Below are 21,105 nucleotides of genomic sequence, written 5' to 3'. Positions count from 1 at the left end.
CTCCGCGTTGCGTTTCGGGGCGTATGGTTGGGCTATGACTACCAGTTTGTTTGCTTACGGCCGCGCGGCGCCGTAGCCAGCCGCCCGACTACCATCACGGTGCTGCGCAAACAATAAGGCCAGCCGCCCGAAAGCAGCTGGCCTTATCAATGGAAGCTATGCGGGCGCTTAGAGCAGCCCTTGCAGCTCGCGCAGGCCGCTGCTGCTCACCTGGCGGTTGCGGCAGTTCAGCTCGTCGGCCTTGGCCTGAATGGACTGAATGCGGTTGGCCGGGCTGGGGTGGGTGCTCAAAAACTCCGGCGGGCTGCTCTGGCCCTCGTTCTGAGCCTTGATGAAGAAGCCCGCCGCGCCGTCGCAGGCGTAGTAGCCGGGGCCGTTCAGGTAAATAACCGAGTACTGGTCGGCCTCGGTTTCGAAGTCGCGGCTGAACTTGAGCTGGCCGAGGCCGGCGGCAATCTGGGCCAGCTGGCCGGGGTTTTCGCCCAGGGCCACGCTCAGCAGCAGGTTGATGCCATACTCGTTCTGCAGCTGGCGCGAGGTGTGGCGGCGGTCGGCGTGGGCAATTTCGTGGGCCAGCACCCCGGCCAGCTGGCTCTCGTCGTCGAGGTACTTAATCAGGCCCGTAAACACGTAAATGTGGCCGCCGGGCGTGGCAAAGGCGTTCTGGGTCGAGTCTTCCTTGATAATTTTTACGTCCCAGGCGAAGTCGTTGCGGTGCTGCAGGTCGGAAGAGCTGAGCACGCGGTTCACCACCCCGTCGAGCAGCTGGTAGGCGCGGGCGTGGCTGCCGCGCTCCAGCAGCTTGCCTTGGGCACGGTAGGTCGAGTCGGTTTGCTGGGCCACCTGGTTGCCCAGGTTGATGTCGTCTTCGAGGCTGAAGAGAAGTGGGTTGCCGTCTTTGTCGGTGCAGGAAGAAGCGGCGAAGCCCAGCGGCAGGGCCAGGGCGGCCAGCAGGCCAAAGCGGGAGAAAATGCGTCGAAACATGCGTGCTGAGTGGAAAAAGTCGGTGGGGAAAAGCGCGGCTGAGCGGCCCAAAGAAAAAACGGTGCCAAACCCGCTTGGCCCCCGATACGCAGCCGGCTAACGCTCGGTTCGGGCCCACAGGCATATTTCGGGCACCGTACGGGCGTTTTTAGCGTCGTTTTCAGGCCGATAATTTTTGCCGCCCGGTGGAAGCAGGCCGTTTGTGCGCACCGCCGGGCAGCCGCCGCGCCCGCGCCTGCGTACACGCCTGGGCCCGGCTTCGGGCCGCTTGAATTTCCGCCCATGCCCACCACTACCGGCGCCGCCACCCCGCGCCTCAAAGTCCGCAAGAAAAGACTCGTGCCCGTGGAGGCCGACGTGCACGAGCTCTACAAAGACCCCGCCCGCCAGGCCGAGCTGGCCGGCCTGCGCTACTTCCCCGACACCAAGCCCGGCCTGACCCGCAAGCTGGGCCGCAACGCTCACTTTCAGTACCTCGACGCCAAGGGCGAGAAAATCACCGACGAAAAGGTGCTGGCCCGCATCCAGGGCTTCGTCATCCCGCCGGCCTGGACCGACGTGTGGATTGCGCCCTCGCCCAATGCCCACCTGCAGGTGACCGGCCGCGACGCCAAGGGCCGCAAGCAGTACATCTACCACCCGCTCTGGGACCAGGCCCGCTCACTCACCAAGTTCAGCCGCCTGCGCGCCTTCGGCGAAAAGCTGGCGACGCTGCGCCAGCAGCTGCAAAAGGACCTGAAACGCCCCGGCCTCGACAAGCCGAAAGTGGTGGCCCTGGTGCTGACGCTGATGGACCAGTCGTTTATCCGCGTCGGCAACCGCGAGTATGCCAAAAAGAACAAGAGCTACGGCTTGACGACGCTGCGCGACCGGCACGTGCAGGTCGACGGGGCCGACGTGCGCTTTGCCTTCGTAGGCAAGAAGGGCGTGGCCCACGACGTGACCCTGCACGACCGGAAACTGGCCCGGCTGGTGCAGAAGTGTAAGGAAATTCCCGGGCAGCACCTGTTTCAGTACTACAACGCCGAGGGCCAGCGCCAGGAGCTGGAGTCGGGCGACGTGAACGACTACCTGCGCGAGGCCACCGGTTTGCTGCTTTCGGCCAAGGACTTCCGCACCTGGGGCGGCACCGTGCGCATGGTGCAGTGTCTGGAGCAGGTGCTGCGGGCCGAGCCCGAGCTGCCCAAGGACAAAGTGCTGAAGAAAGCGGTGAAAGACGTGGCCAAGGACCTCGGCAACACGCCCACCGTGTGCTCCAAGTACTACATCCACCCGCAGGTGGTAGAGCTGTTCCAATCCGACAAGCTCATCGACTACCTGCGCCGCCACGACGCCGACCCAGGCGACCAGGACCAACTCAATCCGACCGAGCACCTCGTGCTGGACATGTTGTCTGCGACGGTGAAATAGTGAGATGGTGAACTGGTGAGTTTGACGTTCTGGCGGCGCAAACTGCGCGGTTCTGGCCTCCCCAACATCAAACTCACCATCTCACCACATGCTACCGTCCCGAGCCGTCCCGGTCGAAGGCGTGGGTGGCTACGCCGCTTTCGGTTTTGATTTTCAGCTCCGGCGCGGGCTCCACCTGGTTGTTGCGCTTGGTGTCGTAGAAGCGCGTCATCCTGCGCGGGCCAGCCACGCGGGAGCTGTCGGCCACGGTATCCTCGCCGGGGCCGCCGTAGATGTCGATGCGGGGCGAGCGGCGCACCTGCCCGCTGAGCACGAACTCGTCCTTGCCGCCGAGGCCGTGCAGCAGCACTAGTTTGGTTTCGGCGGGGCGGAAGCCGCGGCGGTAAAGCAGCGTGGCCGCCTTGTCGCGGCTGAAGACGGAAACCACCGTGAGCGTGTCGCTCTGGCGCTCCACCACGAACCGCTCGGCCTCGTCGGTGCCGGGCACCACCACTTCTTCGGCGTGGCGGCGGTAAAACTCGGCGGCGGCCTGGGGCAGCGCGGCCCGACGGGCTTGCAGGGCGGCCACCAGGCGCGGGCCTTCCAGCCGGTACACTTCCGGCGGCAGCCGCCGCGCCGCCTGCTCAATCACCTCATCCGTCAGGGCCTGCTGCAGAACGGCGGCGGTGGCCGCGTACTGCTGGCGCGTCATTTCATTGAGGGCCCGCGAGTCGATGAAGCGGGCGTTGCGGGTGTAGCCGCCGATGCTCTGATAGGCGGGTCCGAAGGTGCGGAACTTGCGCACGGCCTTGCTCACCAGCCAGGAAATCAGCCCGTCATCGAAGCGGAAAAACACCTGGTCCCGGTCGACGGGAATGGGGCGGTAGAGGGTGCGTTGGTTCTGCTCCACGGCCACCCAGTCCCACTGGCCCTCGTGCCGGTCCCAGTCGCCCAGCCAGAGGTCGAGCAGGCGGGCGCGCAAAAAGGCGGGCTGGTCGAAGCGGTGGCGGCCGTCGCGGTAAATCTGCTCCAGCGCGTCGTCGCTTTCCATCAAATCCTGGGCGTCGGGGCCGAACTCGAGCGTGAGGTTTTCCTTGCTCTCGTACTTTTCTTCCAGCAGCACCACCTTGCCCCGAAACCGCTCCGAGGCCTTGCCCAGGCCGGTTTCATCGGCCCGGATGTAGTAGGGGCGGGGGCGGGTATGCAGCACGCCTGCCGCCTGGGCCAGCGGCGGCACCACGAAGGCCCCGTAGGGCGTGCCGGCCGAGGTGGCATCGCGCACCACGTTCAGCGCGAAGGTGTGGCGCAGAAACTTCGACAGTGTCTTGTATGGGTCTTTGTCGAGGCTGCGCAGGGCGTAGGTGCGGCCATTGGGGCCGTTCAGCGTCATGCTGGTGGTCTGAAAGCCGCCGCCCATCTTGCCGGGCTGCAGCCCGCCGGGCGCGGCGCGGCGCAAATCGAGCACCGGCAAGGTGACGGGCTGGGCCCAGGTGGTGCGGTAGTGCTGGCCAAACCACAGCCGGCCCGACCAGCCGCGGCGGTAGTGGCGGCCGGCCGTCACGCGGGCGCTGTCGGGGCCCACGGCGGCTTGGGCGGCAGCATCGGGAATGCGGGCGTCGGGCTGGAAGAAGTGCTGCCGGGCGCAGCCCGCCGTGAGCAGGCCGAGCAGCAGCACGGCGCCGGAAGAACAGCGCGTCATGCGGTCGGAGTAGGGCAGAGGTAGGGCATAGAATCTAGGGCTCCTTACGCAAGCGTGCCGGAAATGGCCGAACCGGCCCGCCGCAGGCAACCGCCCCGCCGCCGCTGCGGTATAAGAGGCTGCCTTTCGGGTCGGGGCCGCCGCTGGCCCCACTACCGTTGCCGCTTTGCTGACCTTGCTACCCACGTACCGCTTGCTGCTGTTGGCGCTGAGCCTGCCGGCCGCTTCTCCCCGCGCCCAGGCGCAGGCTCCGCCGTCCGTTATTCCCGCCGATTCGCTGGTGCACGTAGCCGCCGGCCCGCAATACAACCGTGGCTGGCTGCACCAGCTTATGTGGGGCTTTCACTACCGCAAGGAGTGGGCCGAGCCCGTCACCGCGCCGGTATTCAACCTGCGCACGGCCGTGCCCGGCGGGCTGAAGCCGGTGAAGGAAGGCGGCAGCTTCCAGACGCGCAACCTGCGCCTGGTGGCCCCCGACGGCCGCCAGTACGTGCTGCGCAGCGTCGACAAGGACGCCACGGCCGCGCTGCCCGAAGACCTGCGCAACGGCTGGATCGGGCGCCTGATGAAGGACCAGACCAGCGTCATTCACCCCTACGGCGCCTACATCGTGCCCCGGCTGGCCCAGGCCGCCGGGGTGTACCACACCAACCCGCGCCTGTATTTCCTGCCTGACGACCCCGCCCTGGGCGAGTTCCGGCAGGCTTTTGCCAACGCGCTCTACCTCTTCGAAGAGCGGCCCGAGGGCGACCAGCGCATGGTCAGCAGCTTCGGCGCCTCCAACCAGGTCGTCAGCTCCAAGCACGCCTTCACCCAGTTGGTGGCCACGCCCCGGGTGCACGTCGACGCCCGCCACTACCTGCGCAGCCGCCTCTTCGATATGTGGCTGGGCGACTGGAGCCGGCGCGAGGACCAGTGGCGCTGGGCCGCCTTTCGGGGCCCCGACAGCACCACCGTGCTCCGCGCCATTCCCCGCGACCGGGACCACGCCTTTTTCAAGTTCGACGACGGCGTGCTCACGCGCATCGTGAGCTTCGTGAAGACCAACTACCAGACCTTTACCCGCGACATCAAGCTGCACGACGTGGAGGGCCTCAACCGCGCCGCCCGGCCCATGGACAAGTCTCTGCTGGTGTACCTCACCGCGCAGGACTTCCACCAGGTGGCCGACTCCATGCGCCTGGCCCTCACCGATAAAGTTATTGCCGAGGCCCTGCAGGTGTGGCCCAAGGAGGTGTACGCGCTGTCGGGCGAGGAATTTCAGCAGAAGCTGCAGAGCCGCCGTGAGCAGCTGCCCCGCGTGGCCGAGGAGTTTTACCGCCAGCTGGCCCGCGACGTGGAAATTCCGGGCACCGACCAGCCCGAGCGGTTTGTGGTGGAGGCCGCCGGCCCCTGGCAGGCCTGGGTGCGCGTGTACGCCCTGCGCCCCGACGGCAACAACGGCCGCCTGATCGGCCAGCGCCTGTTCGACGCTCGCCAGACCGGCAGCGTGAGCCTCTTCGGCCTCGGCGGCAACGACGAGTTTCAGCTCGTCGGCCAGCCCGACCGCCGCCTGCGCATCCGCATCTACGACGGCCAGGGCCAGGACTTGGTGCAGCAGCTGCAAGTGCCGCCCCGCGCCCTCAAAACCCGCGTGACCATCTACGATTCCGGCGACGGCAACCTGCTGAAAGTCGACAAAAAGCAGGTCGACATCGAAGCCTACCAGCCCAAGGCCAACGAGTACGACGGCCCCGGCTGGCTGCTGCGCCACCGGCTGTATTGATGCTCTAACCCTAAAGCATAAAAAAAGCGCCAGACTACCTCAGTCTGGCGCTTTTTTAATCTAACAGAACTCAACCGCTACCCGCAGCCCGCGTTCTACCTTGACAACTGACAACTGACAACTGACAACTGACAACTGACAACTGACAACTGACAACTGACAACTGACAACTCAGTTGCCGTGGATGTGGTCGATGCGGAACATGCCGGCGGCCAGATTATCCGCCAGCTGTGCCGAAGCTGACTCGCCCGAAGCTGAGCTCATCTGCGCGAAGCGCACCGGCTGCGGGCCGTCGAACAGCTTCAGCACGTTGGCCTTCAGGTGCATTTCGGGCGAGGCGCCTTCCTTAATGTGCAGCGCGGTGGTGCCCGTCGGCAGCGGCAAGGTCAGCGTGCGGATGTTGTTGTACGGGTCGCGGAAGCCGGCCACGTCGAAGAACAGGCCGCCGTTGCCGGGCGCCTTCGACGAGCTGCCGTTGAGCCGTAGGAAGATGTAGCCGTCCGTCCAGTTCCAGATCATCTGGTGCGCGGGGTCCAGCGCCCCGGTTTGGGCCCCGGCGGTGTTGCGCGCCACATCCACGCCGATAGTAATGCGCACGGCTGAGTAGTCGCCCGCCGGCACATCCTCGATGGTCAGGTGCTGCGAGTCGGCTTTGGCCTGGTCGATGAGGTAGTAGCTTTCCGGCTCGGCCCACACCGAGCCGTCGGCGCGCACCAGCTGCACGTTGGTGAGGTAGTAGCGCAGCTCCGTCACCTTAAAATCGTCGCCGGCGGCCGTGGTGTAGGCGGTGTTGTAAGCCAGCGTGCTGCTGCCCACCACGTTTTCTACGTGCATTTCCAATTCACCCAGTTCTTCCTTGGGCTTTACGTGCTTGTTTTCGCAGGCGCTGAGGGCCAGCAAGCCTGCCAGGGCTGGGTAGAGAATCCGTTTCATAGGCAACTGGGCAGTGGGCTGAGCGAAACCACCGCGTCAGCCCCAGACTCGTAAGCCGGGCCCCGCAGGGTTGCCCGAAAGGTAAGATAGTGAGGTGGTGAAATAGTGAGTTGTCGTTCGGTCGGCGCCAACGGCGCACAAAGCTGCGGAAAAACGCAACCGCCCGGCCCCGGTCGGACTACCCTATCTCACCATTTCACCATTTCACCACTCAGGCAAACACCTTCACCTTGTCCTTGTGCTTGGTGCGCATGTACTGGCGGATGATCTGCTGCACGTCCTTGTTGTCGACCTGCGCCTTGATGACGTCCTTGAACGCCTCCAGCCGCCGCGCCGTGAACGTCTCGTCGATGTAGCCGAAGCCCAGGTAGCGGCCATGCTCCACCACCACCACCGACCGCTCGCCCGCCCGGCGCCCCTCGCCGATGATGACGAACGACTGGTGCTCGTAGGTGATGCTCTCGATGGCTTCCTCCACGCGCTGGTTGTACTCCTCGGCCGGCTCCAGCCCGATGCAGGCGCCCTTGCAGCGGTGCACCTGGTAGTCGAAGCACGAGCTGCTGCTTTTGTACAGGTCGCAGAGCTTCTGGCAGAGGTTGTACTTGGCTACCTTGTGGTACAGAAAGCCCTTGGCCTTGAACTGATTGCCCAGCGCGATGATGGGAATTTCCTGGTTGTTGGCATCGGCGCGGCCGTAGTAGAGGCGCTTGTACCCGTTCTCGTCCACGCGCATGTAAATACCGGCCGGAAACACCGAGCGGCGCTGCTGCCGGTTGTAGTGCGGCTTCAGTCGCTTAATCTCCGATGACTCGTGCAGCAGGGCCACCAGCTCCGAGCCCGTCAGCTCCCAGGTGATGTCGGCAATGGAATTCTTGAAATCCAACGACTTGCGCGACTTGTAATCCACCGCGAAGTGCTGCTGAATGCGCTTGTAGATGTTGATGCTCTTGCCCACGTAGATAACGTCGCCGTCCTCGTTGTGGAAGTAGTACACGCCCGCCTCCTGGGGCAGCGCCGCCACTTGCTCGGGCGTCATCAGTGGCGGCAACAGGGCGGTTTTGATGGCCTGCTGCACGGCCGCCACCTTGCGGGCCGTGGGCTTCTTCAGCGCTGCGCGGTTTCCCTCCGGCGCCGCCGCGTCCACGGCCATCAGCTTGGCGGCCGGGGCGGCTTCGTAGCCCGGGGCCTCCGCTTCCTGACTGATCTTGAGCAGGCGGTCGAACAGAATGGCCGTGGCCTCGGCGTCGCCGGCGGCGCGGTGACGGTTGTTGAGCGGAATGCCGATGTTCTGGCACAGCTTGCCCAGCGAGTAGCTCGGTTGCCCCGGAATCAGGGAGCGGCTCAGGCGCACGGTGCACAGCGTCTTGCGCGAGTAGGTGTAGCCCAGATCGGCAAACTCTTTCTTCAGAAACGAGTAGTCGAAGCGCACGTTGTGGGCCACGAACACGCAGCCCTCCGTCATCTGCACCACCTTCTTGGCCACTTCGTGGAAGCGCGGCGCCTCCTTCACCATCTCGTCGGTAATGCCGGTGAGCTGCTGAATGTAGAAGGGGATGGGCCGGCCGGGGTTGAGCAGCGTCGCGTAGGAATCCACCACCTGGTCGCCATCGTGAATGTAGATGGCAATTTCGGTGATGCGGTCCTGCGTGGGCTGGCCCCCGGTGGTTTCAAGGTCGATGATGGCGTACAAATCGGCAGCAGCTAAAAGGCTTTCGGCGTCTAGTGACAATGGATAACAAAGTTAGCCGCCGAAAAGGTGCCGGTGGCTTGCTTGCGGATGATTTGCTAAAAAAATTAGTAATTTTGATCCGGCTAGTTGATCCGTAGCTATGGCATTGGCTATCTTCGTGCTATTCGCACGGTTGTCACCCCGCCAACGCGTCGTCTTGATAAAGACGAAGCCCCGGCAGTTGGCGCTACCGGGGCTTCAAGAAGTGGGTGTTGGTCGCACCCTTCTTCTTGCTCAAGATGAAAAAGGGACGTGCGAAAAAGAAGTCGTTGCTACGCGGCTTCTTTCAAAAAACCGAGAAACTGTGGCTTCAGTTCTTCGGGGCGGCAGTGCGGGTCGGGTTGGAATACCTGATTAAGCATCTGCTGTAGTAGCAGGCGGCAGTTCGTGTTTGCGGACTGCCGCTTTTTACGTGAGGCTCTACGCAAATATAAAGCGTCCGATTTGATTTCGTATTGCAGAAATCAAAATCCAACCGGACAAATCAGCGAAACAAAACTGGGGGCAGTCAATGATGCCCCAACTGTGGCCAAAAAAGAACGGCCCGCCTTTCGACGGACCGTCCCTTCTCTCAACAGCCAGGTTAACCCTAGCGGTTGGATGCTATTTGCGGCGTAGCCTGGAATGGCCAGACTTGCGCCGCGTCAGTGGTAGACAACCGAAGTCATCGGCGGTGTTTTGGTTATTGGGGCCGAAACCGAAGCGCGGCGGTAAAGAAGGGCGCTTGCAGTTTCTAGAGGCTTATACTACCGGCCGAGCTGGCGGGTTACGTCCTCGGGTGGAATTTCTTGCGCCGGCTACTTCCCGATCATGTGCCACAGGCGCCGGTACCACGGCCGGATTTCCGCCTCCGCTTCCTTTTTGCTGGTCTGGTTATCCTCCCCATCCGCCACGTCGCCGAGCAGGAAGCCAAAGGGCTCCAGGGGTTTATAGGCGTCGAAGACGACCTTCAGAATGGCCGTTAGCGGAATGCTCAGAATCATGCCCGGCGTGCCCCACAGCGCCCCACCCAGAATCAAGGCCAAGATAGCCGCCAGCGGATTAATGCTCACCTGCGAGCCGGTAATCATGGGCGTGATGAAGTTGCCCTCCAGGAACTGCACCACCACGAACACGCCGATAACGGCCAGGGCCTGTAGCGGGGAGCCGGTTTCGACTAGGGTGATAATGGCCGGCACAGTGGCCCCGATCATGATGCCGATGTAGGGAATGACGGCCAGCACCGAGGCGAAAATGGCGAAGAACACCGCGAACTTGACGCCCAGGGCCAGCAGCCCGATGGCGTTCAGAATGCTCACGATAACGATGACCTTCAGCAGCCCCGAAATATAGGCCTGCACCACCGTCTGAATGCTGTCGACGGTGTTGAGCACCATCGTGCGCTTGTCGGGGGCCACGAAGCGGAACATGAACTGCCGCAGATGGTCGCGGTAGTACAAAAAGCAGAAGATGTAGATGAGCACCTGCGCCAGGTTGCTGAGCACGTCGGTGGTGGTGCTCAGGGTGGTGCCCAGGTAGGTCGTGCCCGACTTCTTGAGGCTTTTTATCGTCGAATCCTTCACCTCCGCAATGCTCATCGGCTCGTAGCCGAACCGGTCGTGGGCCCAGGCCTGGGCCTGGTTGAAGATTTCCATCATCTTGGCCTGCAGCTTGGGAATCTCGTCGCGGAACTGCGTGAGCTGGGAGCCGAAGCCCAGGATGATGCCCGCGAACAGCAGCAGCACCAGCAGCAGGCAGATGATGATGGCCAGCACCCGGGGCAGCCCGCGCAGCTCCAGCCAGCGGCTGATGGGCAGCAGCAGCAGCGTGAACACCGCCGAAAACGCAATGGGCAGCAGAATTTCGTCGAGCTTGTGGAGCACGAACACCAGCAGCGTGAGCCCGATGAGCACGAACGTATAATGAATCACCGGCGCCTGCCGCACTTCCGGCGTCTGGTGCGGGTGCTGCGGGCGGTTAAAATTGTTGGGAGGAGGAAGCATTTGCTAAAATTGTTGGGAGAAAGGTGTGGTCAAAGCGTGTTGATTTGCGGGCTTTTTCGGAAATTTGAATGAACCTACTCCGAGCAGCGGCGGTTAGGGTACGGTTCGATTTGCCAATGAGAATAGCAAACGAGCCAAACGTGGCAAAGGTGGAAACCCTGCCTTTTCTGCGTTATTTTACCGCTTAAACGTACTGAAGGATATTACCGAATGGCTGAGCAGCAACTGCCCTTAGAAAGCGCGCCAAGCGCCCCCGCCGACCACGGCTACAACGAGGATTCCATCCGTTCGTTGGATTGGCGGGAGCATATCCGCCTGCGCCCGGGCATGTACATCGGCAAGCTGGGCGACGGATCCTCGCCCGACGACGGCATTTACATCCTCGTCAAGGAGGTCATCGACAACTCCATCGACGAGCACATGATGGGCTACGGCCGCACCATCGAGGTCAAAATCACCGAGCAGCGCGTGTCGGTGCGCGACTACGGCCGCGGCATTCCGCTGGGCAAGGTGGTCGACGTGGTGAGCAAAATCAACACCGGCGGCAAGTACGACAGCAAGGTCTTCCAGAAGTCGGTGGGCCTGAACGGGGTGGGTACCAAGGCTGTGAATGCGCTGAGCACCAACTTCGTGGTGCAGAGCGTGCGCGAGGGCATGATGAAGTCGGCCGAGTTTCAGGGCGGCAAGCTCATCAGCGACCCGAAACCCATCAAGACCTCCCAGCGCAACGGGACCATGATGGCCTTCGAGCCGGACCCGACCATCTTCCGCAACTTCCGCTTTATCCCGGACTTCCTGGAAAGCCAGTTCTGGAACTACGCCTATCTGAACGCGGGCCTGACCATCAACTTCAACGGGCAGAAGTTTCACTCCGAAAACGGGCTGCGCGACCTGCTGGAGCGCAAAACCGACCCGGAGGCCATCCGCTACCCGGTCATTCACCTCAAGGGCACGGACATCGAAATGGCCCTGACCCACGGCAACGACTACGGCGAGGAGTACTACTCCTTCGTCAACGGGCAGTACACCACCCAGGGCGGCACCCACCTGGCGGCCTTCCGGGAGGGCATCGTGAAGACCCTGCGCGAGTTTTACAAGAAGGACTACGACGCCACCGACATCCGCGCCAGCATCGTGGGGGCCATTGCCATCCGGGTGCAGGAGCCCGTGTTCGAGTCGCAGACCAAGACCAAGCTGGGCTCGATTACGATGGAGCCCGAGGGCGCCGTGACCGTGCGCAACTTCGTGGTCGACTTCGTGAAGGAGCACCTCGACAACTACCTGCACAAAAATCCCGAGGCGGCCGAAGGCCTCAAGCGCCGCATCGAGCAGAGCGAGCGGGAGCGGAAGGACATGGCGGGCGTGAAGAAGCTGGCCAACCAGCGCGCCAAGAAAGCCAGCCTGCACAACCGCAAGCTGCGCGACTGCCGCTTCCACTTCGGCGAGGGCAAGACGCTGGACAAGGAAGGCCTGACGACGCTATTTATCACCGAGGGCGACTCCGCGTCGGGCTCCATCACCAAGAGCCGCAACGTGGAGCTGGAGGCCGTGTTCAGCCTGCGCGGCAAGCCGCTGAACTGCTTCGGGATGAAAAAGAAAATCGTCTACGAAAACGAGGAGCTGAACCTGCTGCAGCACGCGCTGAACATCGAGGAAGGCCTGGAAGGGCTGCGCTACAACCGCGTGGTCATTGCCACCGACGCCGACGTGGACGGCATGCACATTCGCCTCTTGCTGCTCACCTTCTTCCTGCAGTTCTTCCCCGACCTGGTGCGCAACGGCCACGTCTACATCCTGGAAACCCCGCTGTTCCGGGTGCGCAACAAGAAGCAGACGATTTACTGCTACGACGAGCGCGAAAAGCAGGCCGCCATCAAGAAGCTGGGCCGCAACCCGGAAATCACCCGCTTCAAGGGCCTCGGCGAAATCAGCCCCGACGAGTTCGGCAAGTTCATCGGCGACAACATCCGCCTGGAGCCGGTGATTCTGCAGTCGGACCGCTCCATCCAGAAGCTGCTGACCTACTACATGGGCAAGAACACCCCCGCCCGCCAGGAATTCATCATCGACCACCTGCGCATCGAGAAGGACCTGGTGACTTCCGACACGCTGCCCGCCAGCGAAACCATCGTGCCCGCCGCTGAGGCCGAGCTGGTGTAGCAACCCCCGCCCGTGTCATCCTGAGCAGAGCGAAGGACCTTCCTCACACCCTGCACCAGCTAAGAAGCGCAGCCACCAACGCCCATCGTCTGGGCATGGTGGCTGCGCTTCTGCATTTCGCGCACAGCGGTAAAGCGAGGGTGCTTTGCTTGTAGCGGCGCTGCAGGGTGTGAGGAAGGTCCTTCGCTTTGCTCAGGATGACGTTCTGTTTGAGCGCGACAACTAACCGCCTCAGAAATCCAAATCGTCCGGTTCACCCAGCGCCCGGCGGCCTTCCCGGATGAGGGGTTCGTCGGCCTCAAAATGGCTGCATTTGCGGTGGCGCCGCTTTTCGCGTGGGGGTGCGAGGCTAATACCCAGGCTGATTCGCTGACAGTAGTCTTCGTAGACGCGGGGCAGCGCGGCGCGCAACTGATCCAGGTAATACCGGTTGCCCGCCTGAATGACAGCCTGGCGCCAGTCCGTGTGCGCCTCGATGGGGATGACCACCTGGCCTGCCTCCTGCAGCCGCTCCAGCGCTACCTCCAGGTCGCCGTTGATATCCGAGGCTTCGTAGGCGAGTAGTTCCTGTTTGGTTTCGAACTGCCGCAGCTTCACTGCCGGCTCGAAACGGCGCAGCAGCTCCCGCACCAGGGTATCAAACTCCGGCCCGAAGTTCGGCGCGTGCGGCCGTGGGTCGGGCGGAGTAGCTACTGCTTCGGGCTGTTGCCGACGCCGCTCGGCGTACGCGGCCTGCTCGTAGTGGCTTTCCAGCTCGCCGCGCCGGTCGGGCAGGGTGCGCAGGTAGGCGGTGCCCCGGCGCATGTCCCAGAAGTCGGTCCAGGGCGTGAGCGTCAGGTCGGCGTCGTCGTCCTCGTGCAGGGCCAGGTACTGGCGGTACCGCCAAAAGTCGTGGCAGAGGTCATCCGGCTCCAGGTCGTCCGGGTCGGTCAGCTGGGCCAGGAACGCGTCGAACAGGGCCAGCTCTTCCGGGCTGATGGGCGCAATGACGGCACACGCCGCAATGGCCTCGTGCCAGTCCTCGAAGTCGGCCGTCAGGCGGGCGCCAGGCACCGCCACCAGCCCGGCCCGCCACTGGCACTCCAGGTCGAACAGCTTCTGGTGCTGAATGGCCCAGAGCTGCCGGTAGGCCTCTTGGTCGTGCTGGCGCAGCAGGTATTCCAGGCTGGCTTCGTACTGTTCGCCCTGGTAGTGCAGGTCGCTCAGTACGCGGGCGTAGCTTTTCAGAAACGAGTCCTGGGACCAGGGCTGATAGCCCGCCAGCAGCTCCCGCAGGCGCGGATCAGCCAGCACGTCGGCTTCGGTGGGTGGTTGGGCAGGAGTTGGGGCAGACTCTTCGGCAGCGTTGTCGGACATGGGCGGGCCAGAAACGGGAAAACAAAGGGATAGGGCAGAAGCAAGGGTAAGCTGGCGGCCGGTAACAAGCCGCCCCGGCAGGTTGCTGCCGGGGCGACCCAAATCGGAACGCGGGACGCCGGGCCGGGCGGCTTAGCCGTTGACGGCGGCCTTGGGCGCGGGCTTGCCCGCCGGTGGCGCGGCCGGGGCCGGCGCGTCGTACAGCACGTAATCGGCGTGCTTCACGGCGTCCGTCTGCACGAAGGCCGCCTTGCCGGCCTCGCAGAGCTGCACCAGCTCGTCGTAAAGGGCGTTGCCGGCCGTCAGGCGCTGCTGGGTGGCCGTGGCGGCCCTGGATTCGGCGTCGTGCTGTTCGCCCACTTGCTTGAGCAGGACCTTGTTCTCGTTTTCGAGCTGGTCGAGCAGCCCGGCCGTGAGGCCCTTCACGGCGTAGGTGTCCAGGCCTGCGCGGCCCACGCGCACGCAGCGCACCAGGCCCAGGTACAGGTCGCCGTCGGAGGCCGATTGAAGTCCGCTGGTGCCGAAGGCTTTGTACTGCGGCGTCCGGTCGTGGTGCAGCAGGCCCACCTTGCCCATGATGGTTTGCATGGTGCCCAGCGCGGCGGCGCGGGCGCCCAGCTTGGCCTGGGTAGTGGCGGCCGTGGCCTGCACGCCCTCGTCCTCGGTGGGCAGGGCCACGAAGTCGGTGGTCAGGCGCTGCAGCCCATCGAGGCGGGCGGCCGACACGTCGTAGCTGGCCAGGTCGGCCAGGTCGCGGCGCAGGTACAGCAGCTTTTCGTGGGCCGCCGCCACCAGGTCGGGCTGCGACATGTTGTAGTGAGGGCGTTCAGCCTTCTTTTTCATGGTACTAGAAGAATGGGAGTGGAAAGGATGGCGCGGTATCGATACCCGGTGTGTAATAGGGTCGACGGTAGTAGCCTCAAGCTGTACAATAATTCTCCCAATTGCAACGGTCCCGAGGGCTTTTGCTAACGGCCCCTGAGCCATGGATATCGTCTCAGCGGCTTCCGCTTAGGCGTCGCGAGGCTCCGACAGCTTTCCAAGTGCTGTTGATACGTTCCCAACAGCTTTTGATACCTCCCCAAGTGCTTTTGATACGTTCCCAAGAGCAATGTTTGAGACGTAAAAGGCCCCTGGGAGCGAGTAGGAGGGGGTTGGGCGGAACCAGGGGCCGTGGGCAGCCGCCCCAGTCTATTGTTGCCGACTCCCTACCTTGCAGCTATGAACCTGGAGCTATTCACGGCCCGTCTGCGGCAGGTGATACCGAGGACCGAACGCCTGGCCGCCGGCTTCGACTTCGAGCGGGGCGACTACGGCCGCGTATTCCGGCAGACCAATCCGCTCATCGACGGGCAGCCGCTGTACCGGCTGGAGCCGGCCGACGACTGGTACGAGGGTACGTGCGCCAGCATGGATGGCCGGTGCTTCAGCGCGGCCGGCTATCAGGAAGTCTTGCGCGCCGCGCTAGCCCACCGGGAGGAGCCTCGGGCGCGGCTGGGCGGGGCCGGGCTACTGGATCGGGGCCGCATTCTGGGCTTTGAAACGCAGCTGAGCACGTACGACGGGGCGCCAATTGTGGAAAGCCGGGGTTTGGTGGACGAGGAGGACGCGCCGCCCATCGATACCTGGTTTTATTTGCGGGAGCACGTGCCCGGGCATCAGTTCCCCGTCCTGTATTGCTGGATACCGAAGCCGTTTGAGCCGGTAATGCAGCAGACCATCGACGTGGAAATCATGGGCAGCTACCACTGGCTCGACGAAGCCGACCCGGAGCTGTACGACCAAGTTCTCGCCCGGCTGTAAAAGCGCCACCGTGCCGATAAAACCGTACCTTGCCCGTCTGACTGCTGCTGAAACCGGCCCTTTAGCCGGTAGTGAAGCCGTAGAGTTGCCGCTTACGTTGCCGTTACCGCACACCGCCTTATGACCGCTGCCCCCGCGCTGCCCCAGTTACCCAAAGCCCCCACGGGCATCGATGGCCTCGATGAAATAACCAACGGCGGGCTGCCCCAGGGCCGGCCCACGCTGCTCTGCGGCTCGGCCGGCTGCGGCAAGACGCTGATGAGCGTGGAGTTCCTGGTGCGCGGCATCGAGGAGTTCGACGAGCCGGGCGTGCTGATGGCCTTCGAGGAAACCGCCGACGAGCTGGCCGCCAACGTCACCTCCCTGGGCTTCGACCTCAAGCAGCTGGTGGCCGACAAGAAGCTGCGCCTCGACCACGTGCACGTCGACCGCTCCGAAATTGAGGAAACCGGCGAGTACGACCTGGAGGGCCTGTTTATCCGCCTGGGCTACGCCATCGACTCGATCGGGGCCAAGCGCGTGGTGCTCGATACCATTGAGTCCCTGTTTTCGGGCTTCAGCAACCAGGCCGTGCTGCGTTCCGAAATCCGCCGGCTGTTTCGCTGGCTGAAGGACAAGGGCGTTACCACCATCATCACCGCCGAGCGGGGGGACGGTTCGCTCACGCGCCAGGGCCTGGAGGAGTACGTATCGGACTGCGTGATTCTGCTCGACAACCGGGTCATCAACCAGATTACCACCCGCCGCCTGCGCATCGTGAAGTACCGCGGCAGCACCCACGGCACCAACGAGTACCCCTACCTGATTACCGAGGACGGCATTTCGGTGCTGCCCGTCACCAGCCTGAAGCTGGAGCACGAGGTATCCAACGAGGTGGTATCGACGGGGGTGCCGGGGCTGGACGAAATGTTTACCCGCGGCGGCCTGTACCGCGGCAGCAGCACCCTCATTACCGGCACGGCCGGCACGGCCAAGACCACGCTGGCCGCTGCCTTCGCCGCCGAAGCCTGCCGCCGCGGCGAGCGGTGCCTCTACTTCGCCTTCGAGGAGTCGCCGCAGCAGCTGATGCGCAACATGCGCTCCGTCGGGCTGGACCTGCAGCCCTTCGTGGAGCAGGGGCTGCTGCACATCGAAGCCTCCCGGCCTACGCTCAACGGGCTGGAACAGCACCTGGTGACCCTGCACAAGCTCATCGGCCAGTTCCGGCCCCAGGCCGTGGTCATCGACCCGATCAGCAACCTCGTGTCGGTGGGCAGCATCACGGAAGTACGCGGCATGCTCACCCGCCTCATCGACTACCTGAAGGTGCAGGGCATTACGGCCCTGTTTACGGCCCTGGTGAGCGGGCGCAGCGCCAACCAGGAAATGACCGAGGAAGGTGTCTCGTCGCTGGTCGATACCTGGATTCACGTGCGCGACCTGGAAGGCATCGGCGAGCGAAACCGCGGCGTGAGCATCCTCAAGGCCCGCGGCATGGCCCACTCCAACCAGGTGCGCGAGTTCGTGGTGACCCACGAGGGCATCCGCCTGCTCGACGTGGTCATCGGCCCCGGCGGCATCGTGACGGGGGCTTCGCGCCAGACGCAGTTTCTGCAGGAGCAGGCCGTGGCCGTGGCCGCCCAGCAGGAAATCGAGCGGCGGGAGCGGGAGCTGGAACGCAAGCGCCGGGTGCTCGAAGCTACCATTGCCAACCTGCGCACCGAGTTTGAGTCGGTGGAGGAGGAGCTGCGCCGCTCGAACCAGGAAGAAGAGCAGCGCCACCAGGAACTCTCCCAGGCCCGTCAGCAGATTGCGGCCGGCCACAACGCCCGCCCGGGCAATCATTCGGCCGCTGCGCCCGCAAATTCGTAACAGTCCGGTATGCAGACGACACTGGCCCCTACGCAATCAACTATGGACGAGGAAACCTGGGAACTGCGCCTATATGTGGCCGGGCAGACGGTGAAATCCGTCACCGCCCTGGCCAACCTCAAAAAGTACTGCGAAGAGCACCTGCACGGGCGTTACCGCCTGGAAGTCATCGACCTGATGCAGCACCCCCAGTTGGCCGAGGGGGACCAGATCCTGGCCATTCCCACGTTGGTGCGCAAGGTGCCCTCGCCCATTCGCAAGATCATCGGCGACCTGTCGAACCAGGAGCGGGTGTTGGTGGGCCTCGATATCCGGCCGGGACTGCACAAGTAAGCCAGGCTGTATGGAACCAGAGCAAGCCCCGGATTCGGCCGGGCCCGAATACGTGCTGCACCTCTTCATTACTGGCGCCACGCCCAACTCCACCCAGGCCGTGCGCAACCTGCAGGACATCTGCGAGCGGTACCTGCCGGGGCGCTGCGAGCTGCAGATCGTCGACATCTACCAGCAGCCCGAACTGGCCAGGGCGGAGCGTATCGTGGCCGCGCCCACGCTCATCAAGAAGCAACCGGGGCTGGTGCGCTTCCTGGTCGGCGACCTGTCGGACCGCCGCCGTGTGCTGTCCTTGCTCGGCCTCGTGCCTGACCCCAACGACCCGTACCTCCATGACTGACCGCGGGCCGCTCACTGCCGCTGAGCTGGCGCAGGAAAACGAGGCGCTGCGCCACCGGCTGCAGGAAGCTGAAGACCTCATAACGGCCATCCGCACCGGCACCATCGATGCGCTGGCCGTGCAGGCACCCGAGGGGCCGCGCATCTTCACCCTCGAAGGCGCCGACCAGAGCTACCGCACCCTCATCGAGCAGATGAGCGAGGGCGCGCTGCTGCTCAGCCAGAACGGCACCGTGCTCTACTGCAACGCCTGCCTGGCCGGTATGGTCAAGGCCCCGCTGGAGAGCATGATGGGCGTCGCGTTTCACGACTTCGTGCCCACCGATTGCCAAGCCTACTGGGAAGACCTGCTGGCCAAGGCCTGGCGGGGCAAAAGCAAGGGCGAAATGCCCCTACAGGCTACCAACGGCCAGCAGCGCCCCGTGGCCCTGGCCCTGAACGTGCTGGTGTTCAATCAGACGCCGGTACTGGCCGTCATCGTTACGGATGTGTCGGAGCAGCGCGAAATCAGCGCCATCCGGGCCCGGGTGACCGAGCAGAACACCCTGCTGGAACGCCAGCAGGAAACGCTGCGCACCCAGGCCCAGGCCCAGCAGGCCGCCGAGCAGACCGCTGCCGAAACCAGCCGCATCCTGGAGGGCATGCCGCACATTGCTTGGACGGCCAACTCTGCCGGCCGCAACACCTACCTTAACCGCCGCTGGTTCGAGTACACCGGCCACAACGCGCAGATCGACCCCGCGCACAGCTTCAGCGCCCTTATTCACCCCGACGACCTACCGGGCGCGGTGCAGCGCTGGCGCGAGGCCATCGAGAGCGGGGAAGCGCTGGAAATCGAGTGCCGCATCCGCAGCGCTACGGGCGAGTTTCGCTGGATGCTGGGCCGGGCGCTGCCCTCGCGCAACGAACAGGGCGAGATTATTCAGTGGATCGGGGCCTACACTGACATCCACGAGCACAAAGTCACCCAGGCCCGCGTGGCCGAAGCTCAGGAACTGCTCCGCGCCAGCAACGAGCAGCTGCTGCGCATCAACCGCGACCTGGACAATTTCATTTACACCGCCTCGCACGACCTCAAGGCCCCGATCAACAATATCGAAGGGCTGCTGGCGGCCCTGTTGGGCGAGCTGCCCGCCGAGCTGGTGGCCGGACCTGCCGTCGAGCCGCTGGTGCGCATGATGCAGGGGTCGGTGGACCGCTTCAAGCGCACCATTGAGCACCTGACCGAAGTGACGCGCCTGCAGAAGGAGCACGAGCAGCCCCAGGGGCTGATCGAGCTGGCGCCGGTGGTGCGCGCCGTGATGTTGGACCTGGTGCCCCTGATGGAAGCCTCCGGCGCCCAACTGGACGTGGACGTGCAGCATTGCGCGCCGGTGCCGTTTTCGGAGAAAAACCTGCGCTCGGTGATTTATAACCTGCTCAGTAACGCCCTCAAGTACCGCCACCCCGACCGCACACCCCGGGTGCAGGTGCGCTGCCACGCCACCGCCGAGCACCAGGTGCTGACCGTGCAGGACAACGGTCTGGGCCTGAAGGTGGCCGGCAATGCCAAGCTGTTTGCCATGTTCCAGCGCTTCCACGACCACGTCGAAGGCTCGGGCATCGGGCTCTACATGGTCAAGCGCATCATGGAAAACGCGGGCGGCCACGTCGAGGTCCAAAGCACGGTGGGCGTCGGTTCGACGTTTTCCGTGTACTTCCGCCGCTGAATTCCGTAAGCGTCCCTGCGCGGGCCCCGGCGCCCGCGGCACACCCCCTTTTTGCCGCTGCAATGCCCCTCCCTTCCTGTATTCTGCTCGTTGACGACGACCAAACCACCAATTACCTGAACCGGCTGCTGCTGAAGCGCTTGGCCGTAGCCGACGAACTACTGGTTGCCCAAAATGGCCTGGAAGCCATGGACGCGCTGCAAGCCCGCCGCCCGGGCCCGAAGCCGAGTGAGCCGGTACTGGTGTTTCTGGACGTGAAAATGCCCGTGATGGATGGATTTGAGTTTCTACAGGCTTACGAGCACCTGCCCGCGGCCAATAAACCCGAAACGGTTATCGTGATGCTGACCACCTCCCTGCACCCACAGGACGTGGAGCGGATGCAACAGCTGAAAATTGCCGGCTTTCTGAACAAGCCGCTGACCAAGGAAAAAATTGACGACGTGCTGCTGCAGCACTTCCAGTACGTGCCAGCCGAGTAAGCTCCCCGGTTTATCCGCAACGGCCCGCCAGTGCACAGTGTAGTGCGCCGGCGGGCCGTTGCGTTTCGCGGCAATCAACTAATCCAGAACTTCTGAAGCCGCTTCAAGCTGTAGGCTATGCACCATCTCATGGCGCACAGCGCATAGTAGCATCGTAGGGGAATTTATTTGCTAATAATATTGGCTGAATCAGGCCTCTGTTTCCCGCTTTTGCGGTGTGATTTGTTTGAAAGGTTGGGTTATGACTAATTTTTTTAGGAACTTTATGTGCGCCGATGAGCTTGCAGGGTGTTGTGCTCTGCCCGGCAAACGGTACTTTTGAAGGCCATTGGTATGGCCCGATCAGCCTCACCGCTGCGCGGGCTTTGCCGGGTTTCCCTGGTTTTGATGTTTCCCCCGATGAGTTAACCCTTACGTTTGCGGCCTGCGCACCAATTCCGCAGCAGGCGTGTTTTAAGGAGCCTTTGGCGGTTCGGCGCCGCCAAGGAGAGGTACAAGAACAATAACCGTGGCCCAAGCCACCCCCGCGCGTGTCAAACGACAACCACACCCCCGACGAGCAGAACCTGAACGGCCAGGACCCCGAGTTGT

General features: G+C 63.6%; 17 protein-coding genes. 10 read left to right on the top strand and 7 right to left on the bottom strand.

Annotation, left to right across the window (positions count from 1 at the left end):
* Nucleotides 1-168: 168 nt before the first annotated feature.
* Nucleotides 169-984, bottom strand: a complete 816-nt coding sequence (locus tag FDY95_RS00225; protein WP_138074722.1) for a M48 family metalloprotease — start codon at nt 982-984, stop codon at nt 169-171.
* A gap of 282 nt (nt 985-1,266) precedes the next feature.
* On the opposite strand from FDY95_RS00225, the gene FDY95_RS00220 reads away from it, so the two are divergent.
* Nucleotides 1,267-2,394 carry a DNA topoisomerase IB gene (locus FDY95_RS00220; RefSeq protein ID WP_138074721.1) on the top strand — a complete coding sequence of 376 codons (1,128 nt, stop codon included), beginning with the start codon at nt 1,267-1,269 and terminating at the stop codon, nt 2,392-2,394.
* 91 nt (nt 2,395-2,485) lie between these two features.
* Here FDY95_RS00220 and FDY95_RS00215 read toward each other — a convergent pair whose 3' ends face one another.
* Nucleotides 2,486-4,072 (bottom strand): hypothetical protein, encoded by a 1,587-nt coding sequence (locus FDY95_RS00215; protein ID WP_138074720.1) that lies wholly within the window; start codon nt 4,070-4,072, stop codon nt 2,486-2,488.
* A 166-nt stretch (nt 4,073-4,238) separates the two neighbouring features.
* On the opposite strand from FDY95_RS00215, the gene FDY95_RS00210 reads away from it, so the two are divergent.
* On the top strand, nt 4,239-5,837 hold the full coding sequence (locus tag FDY95_RS00210; RefSeq protein ID WP_138074719.1) for a hypothetical protein: 1,599 nt from the start codon (nt 4,239-4,241) through the stop codon (nt 5,835-5,837).
* A gap of 171 nt (nt 5,838-6,008) precedes the next feature.
* Here the strand turns inward: FDY95_RS00210 and FDY95_RS00205 are convergent, their stop codons facing one another.
* Nucleotides 6,009-6,770 (bottom strand): MbnP family protein, encoded by a 762-nt coding sequence (locus FDY95_RS00205; RefSeq protein ID WP_138074718.1) that lies wholly within the window; start codon nt 6,768-6,770, stop codon nt 6,009-6,011.
* Between the two features lie 211 nt (nt 6,771-6,981).
* Nucleotides 6,982-8,460 (bottom strand): exonuclease domain-containing protein, encoded by a 1,479-nt coding sequence (locus FDY95_RS00200; protein ID WP_138074717.1) that lies wholly within the window; start codon nt 8,458-8,460, stop codon nt 6,982-6,984.
* Nucleotides 8,461-8,738: 278 nt separating this feature from the next.
* On the opposite strand from FDY95_RS00200, the gene FDY95_RS26895 reads away from it, so the two are divergent.
* Entirely contained in the window at nt 8,739-8,870 is a 132-nt protein-coding gene (locus tag FDY95_RS26895; RefSeq protein ID WP_262710153.1) for a hypothetical protein, read from the top strand.
* Between the two features lie 426 nt (nt 8,871-9,296).
* Here the strand turns inward: FDY95_RS26895 and FDY95_RS00195 are convergent, their stop codons facing one another.
* Nucleotides 9,297-10,481, bottom strand: a complete 1,185-nt coding sequence (locus FDY95_RS00195) for an AI-2E family transporter (RefSeq protein WP_138074716.1) — start codon at nt 10,479-10,481, stop codon at nt 9,297-9,299.
* A 210-nt stretch (nt 10,482-10,691) separates the two neighbouring features.
* On the opposite strand from FDY95_RS00195, the gene FDY95_RS00190 reads away from it, so the two are divergent.
* Nucleotides 10,692-12,641, top strand: coding sequence for a DNA topoisomerase IV subunit B (locus tag FDY95_RS00190; protein WP_138074715.1), 1,950 nt, complete (start codon nt 10,692-10,694; stop codon nt 12,639-12,641).
* A 231-nt stretch (nt 12,642-12,872) separates the two neighbouring features.
* On the opposite strand, the gene FDY95_RS00185 is transcribed toward FDY95_RS00190, so the two are convergent.
* Both FDY95_RS00185 and FDY95_RS00180 read right to left on the bottom strand, forming a co-directional pair.
* On the bottom strand, nt 12,873-13,997 hold the full coding sequence (locus tag FDY95_RS00185; protein ID WP_138074714.1) for a hypothetical protein: 1,125 nt from the start codon (nt 13,995-13,997) through the stop codon (nt 12,873-12,875).
* Between the two features lie 132 nt (nt 13,998-14,129).
* Nucleotides 14,130-14,840 carry a hypothetical protein gene (locus FDY95_RS00180; RefSeq protein ID WP_138074713.1) on the bottom strand — a complete coding sequence of 237 codons (711 nt, stop codon included), beginning with the start codon at nt 14,838-14,840 and terminating at the stop codon, nt 14,130-14,132.
* 378 nt (nt 14,841-15,218) lie between these two features.
* Between FDY95_RS00180 and FDY95_RS00175 the strand changes: the two genes are divergently transcribed.
* The 6 genes from FDY95_RS00175 (at nt 15,219) to FDY95_RS00150 (ending at nt 20,514) form a co-directional block, all read left to right on the top strand.
* Nucleotides 15,219-15,800 carry a hypothetical protein gene (locus FDY95_RS00175; protein ID WP_138074712.1) on the top strand — a complete coding sequence of 194 codons (582 nt, stop codon included), beginning with the start codon at nt 15,219-15,221 and terminating at the stop codon, nt 15,798-15,800.
* Between the two features lie 120 nt (nt 15,801-15,920).
* Nucleotides 15,921-17,651: a circadian clock protein KaiC gene (kaiC, locus tag FDY95_RS00170; RefSeq protein WP_138074711.1), complete on the top strand. Its 1,731-nt coding sequence runs from the start codon at nt 15,921-15,923 to the stop codon at nt 17,649-17,651.
* A 9-nt stretch (nt 17,652-17,660) separates the two neighbouring features.
* The gene (locus FDY95_RS00165) at nt 17,661-17,984 is read left to right on the top strand and encodes a circadian clock KaiB family protein (RefSeq protein WP_138074710.1); all 324 of its coding nucleotides are present in this window, start codon (nt 17,661-17,663) and stop codon (nt 17,982-17,984) included.
* Between the two features lie 10 nt (nt 17,985-17,994).
* A complete protein-coding gene (locus FDY95_RS00160) occupies nt 17,995-18,324 on the top strand; it encodes a circadian clock KaiB family protein (protein ID WP_138074709.1) in 330 nt (109 codons plus the stop codon).
* Nucleotides 18,317-20,032: an ATP-binding protein gene (locus tag FDY95_RS00155; protein ID WP_138074708.1), complete on the top strand. Its 1,716-nt coding sequence runs from the start codon at nt 18,317-18,319 to the stop codon at nt 20,030-20,032. The genes FDY95_RS00160 and FDY95_RS00155 overlap by 8 nt, the downstream gene beginning before the upstream one ends.
* Before the next feature lie 62 nt (nt 20,033-20,094).
* Nucleotides 20,095-20,514, top strand: a complete 420-nt coding sequence (locus FDY95_RS00150) for a response regulator (protein WP_138074707.1) — start codon at nt 20,095-20,097, stop codon at nt 20,512-20,514.
* Nucleotides 20,515-21,105: the final 591 nt, after the last annotated feature.

The sequence above is a fragment of the Hymenobacter jeollabukensis genome (assembly GCF_005771675.1).
GTDB lineage: Bacteria > Bacteroidota > Bacteroidia > Cytophagales > Hymenobacteraceae > Solirubrum > Solirubrum jeollabukense.
This window is presented reverse-complemented; position numbering and strand designations above follow the sequence as displayed.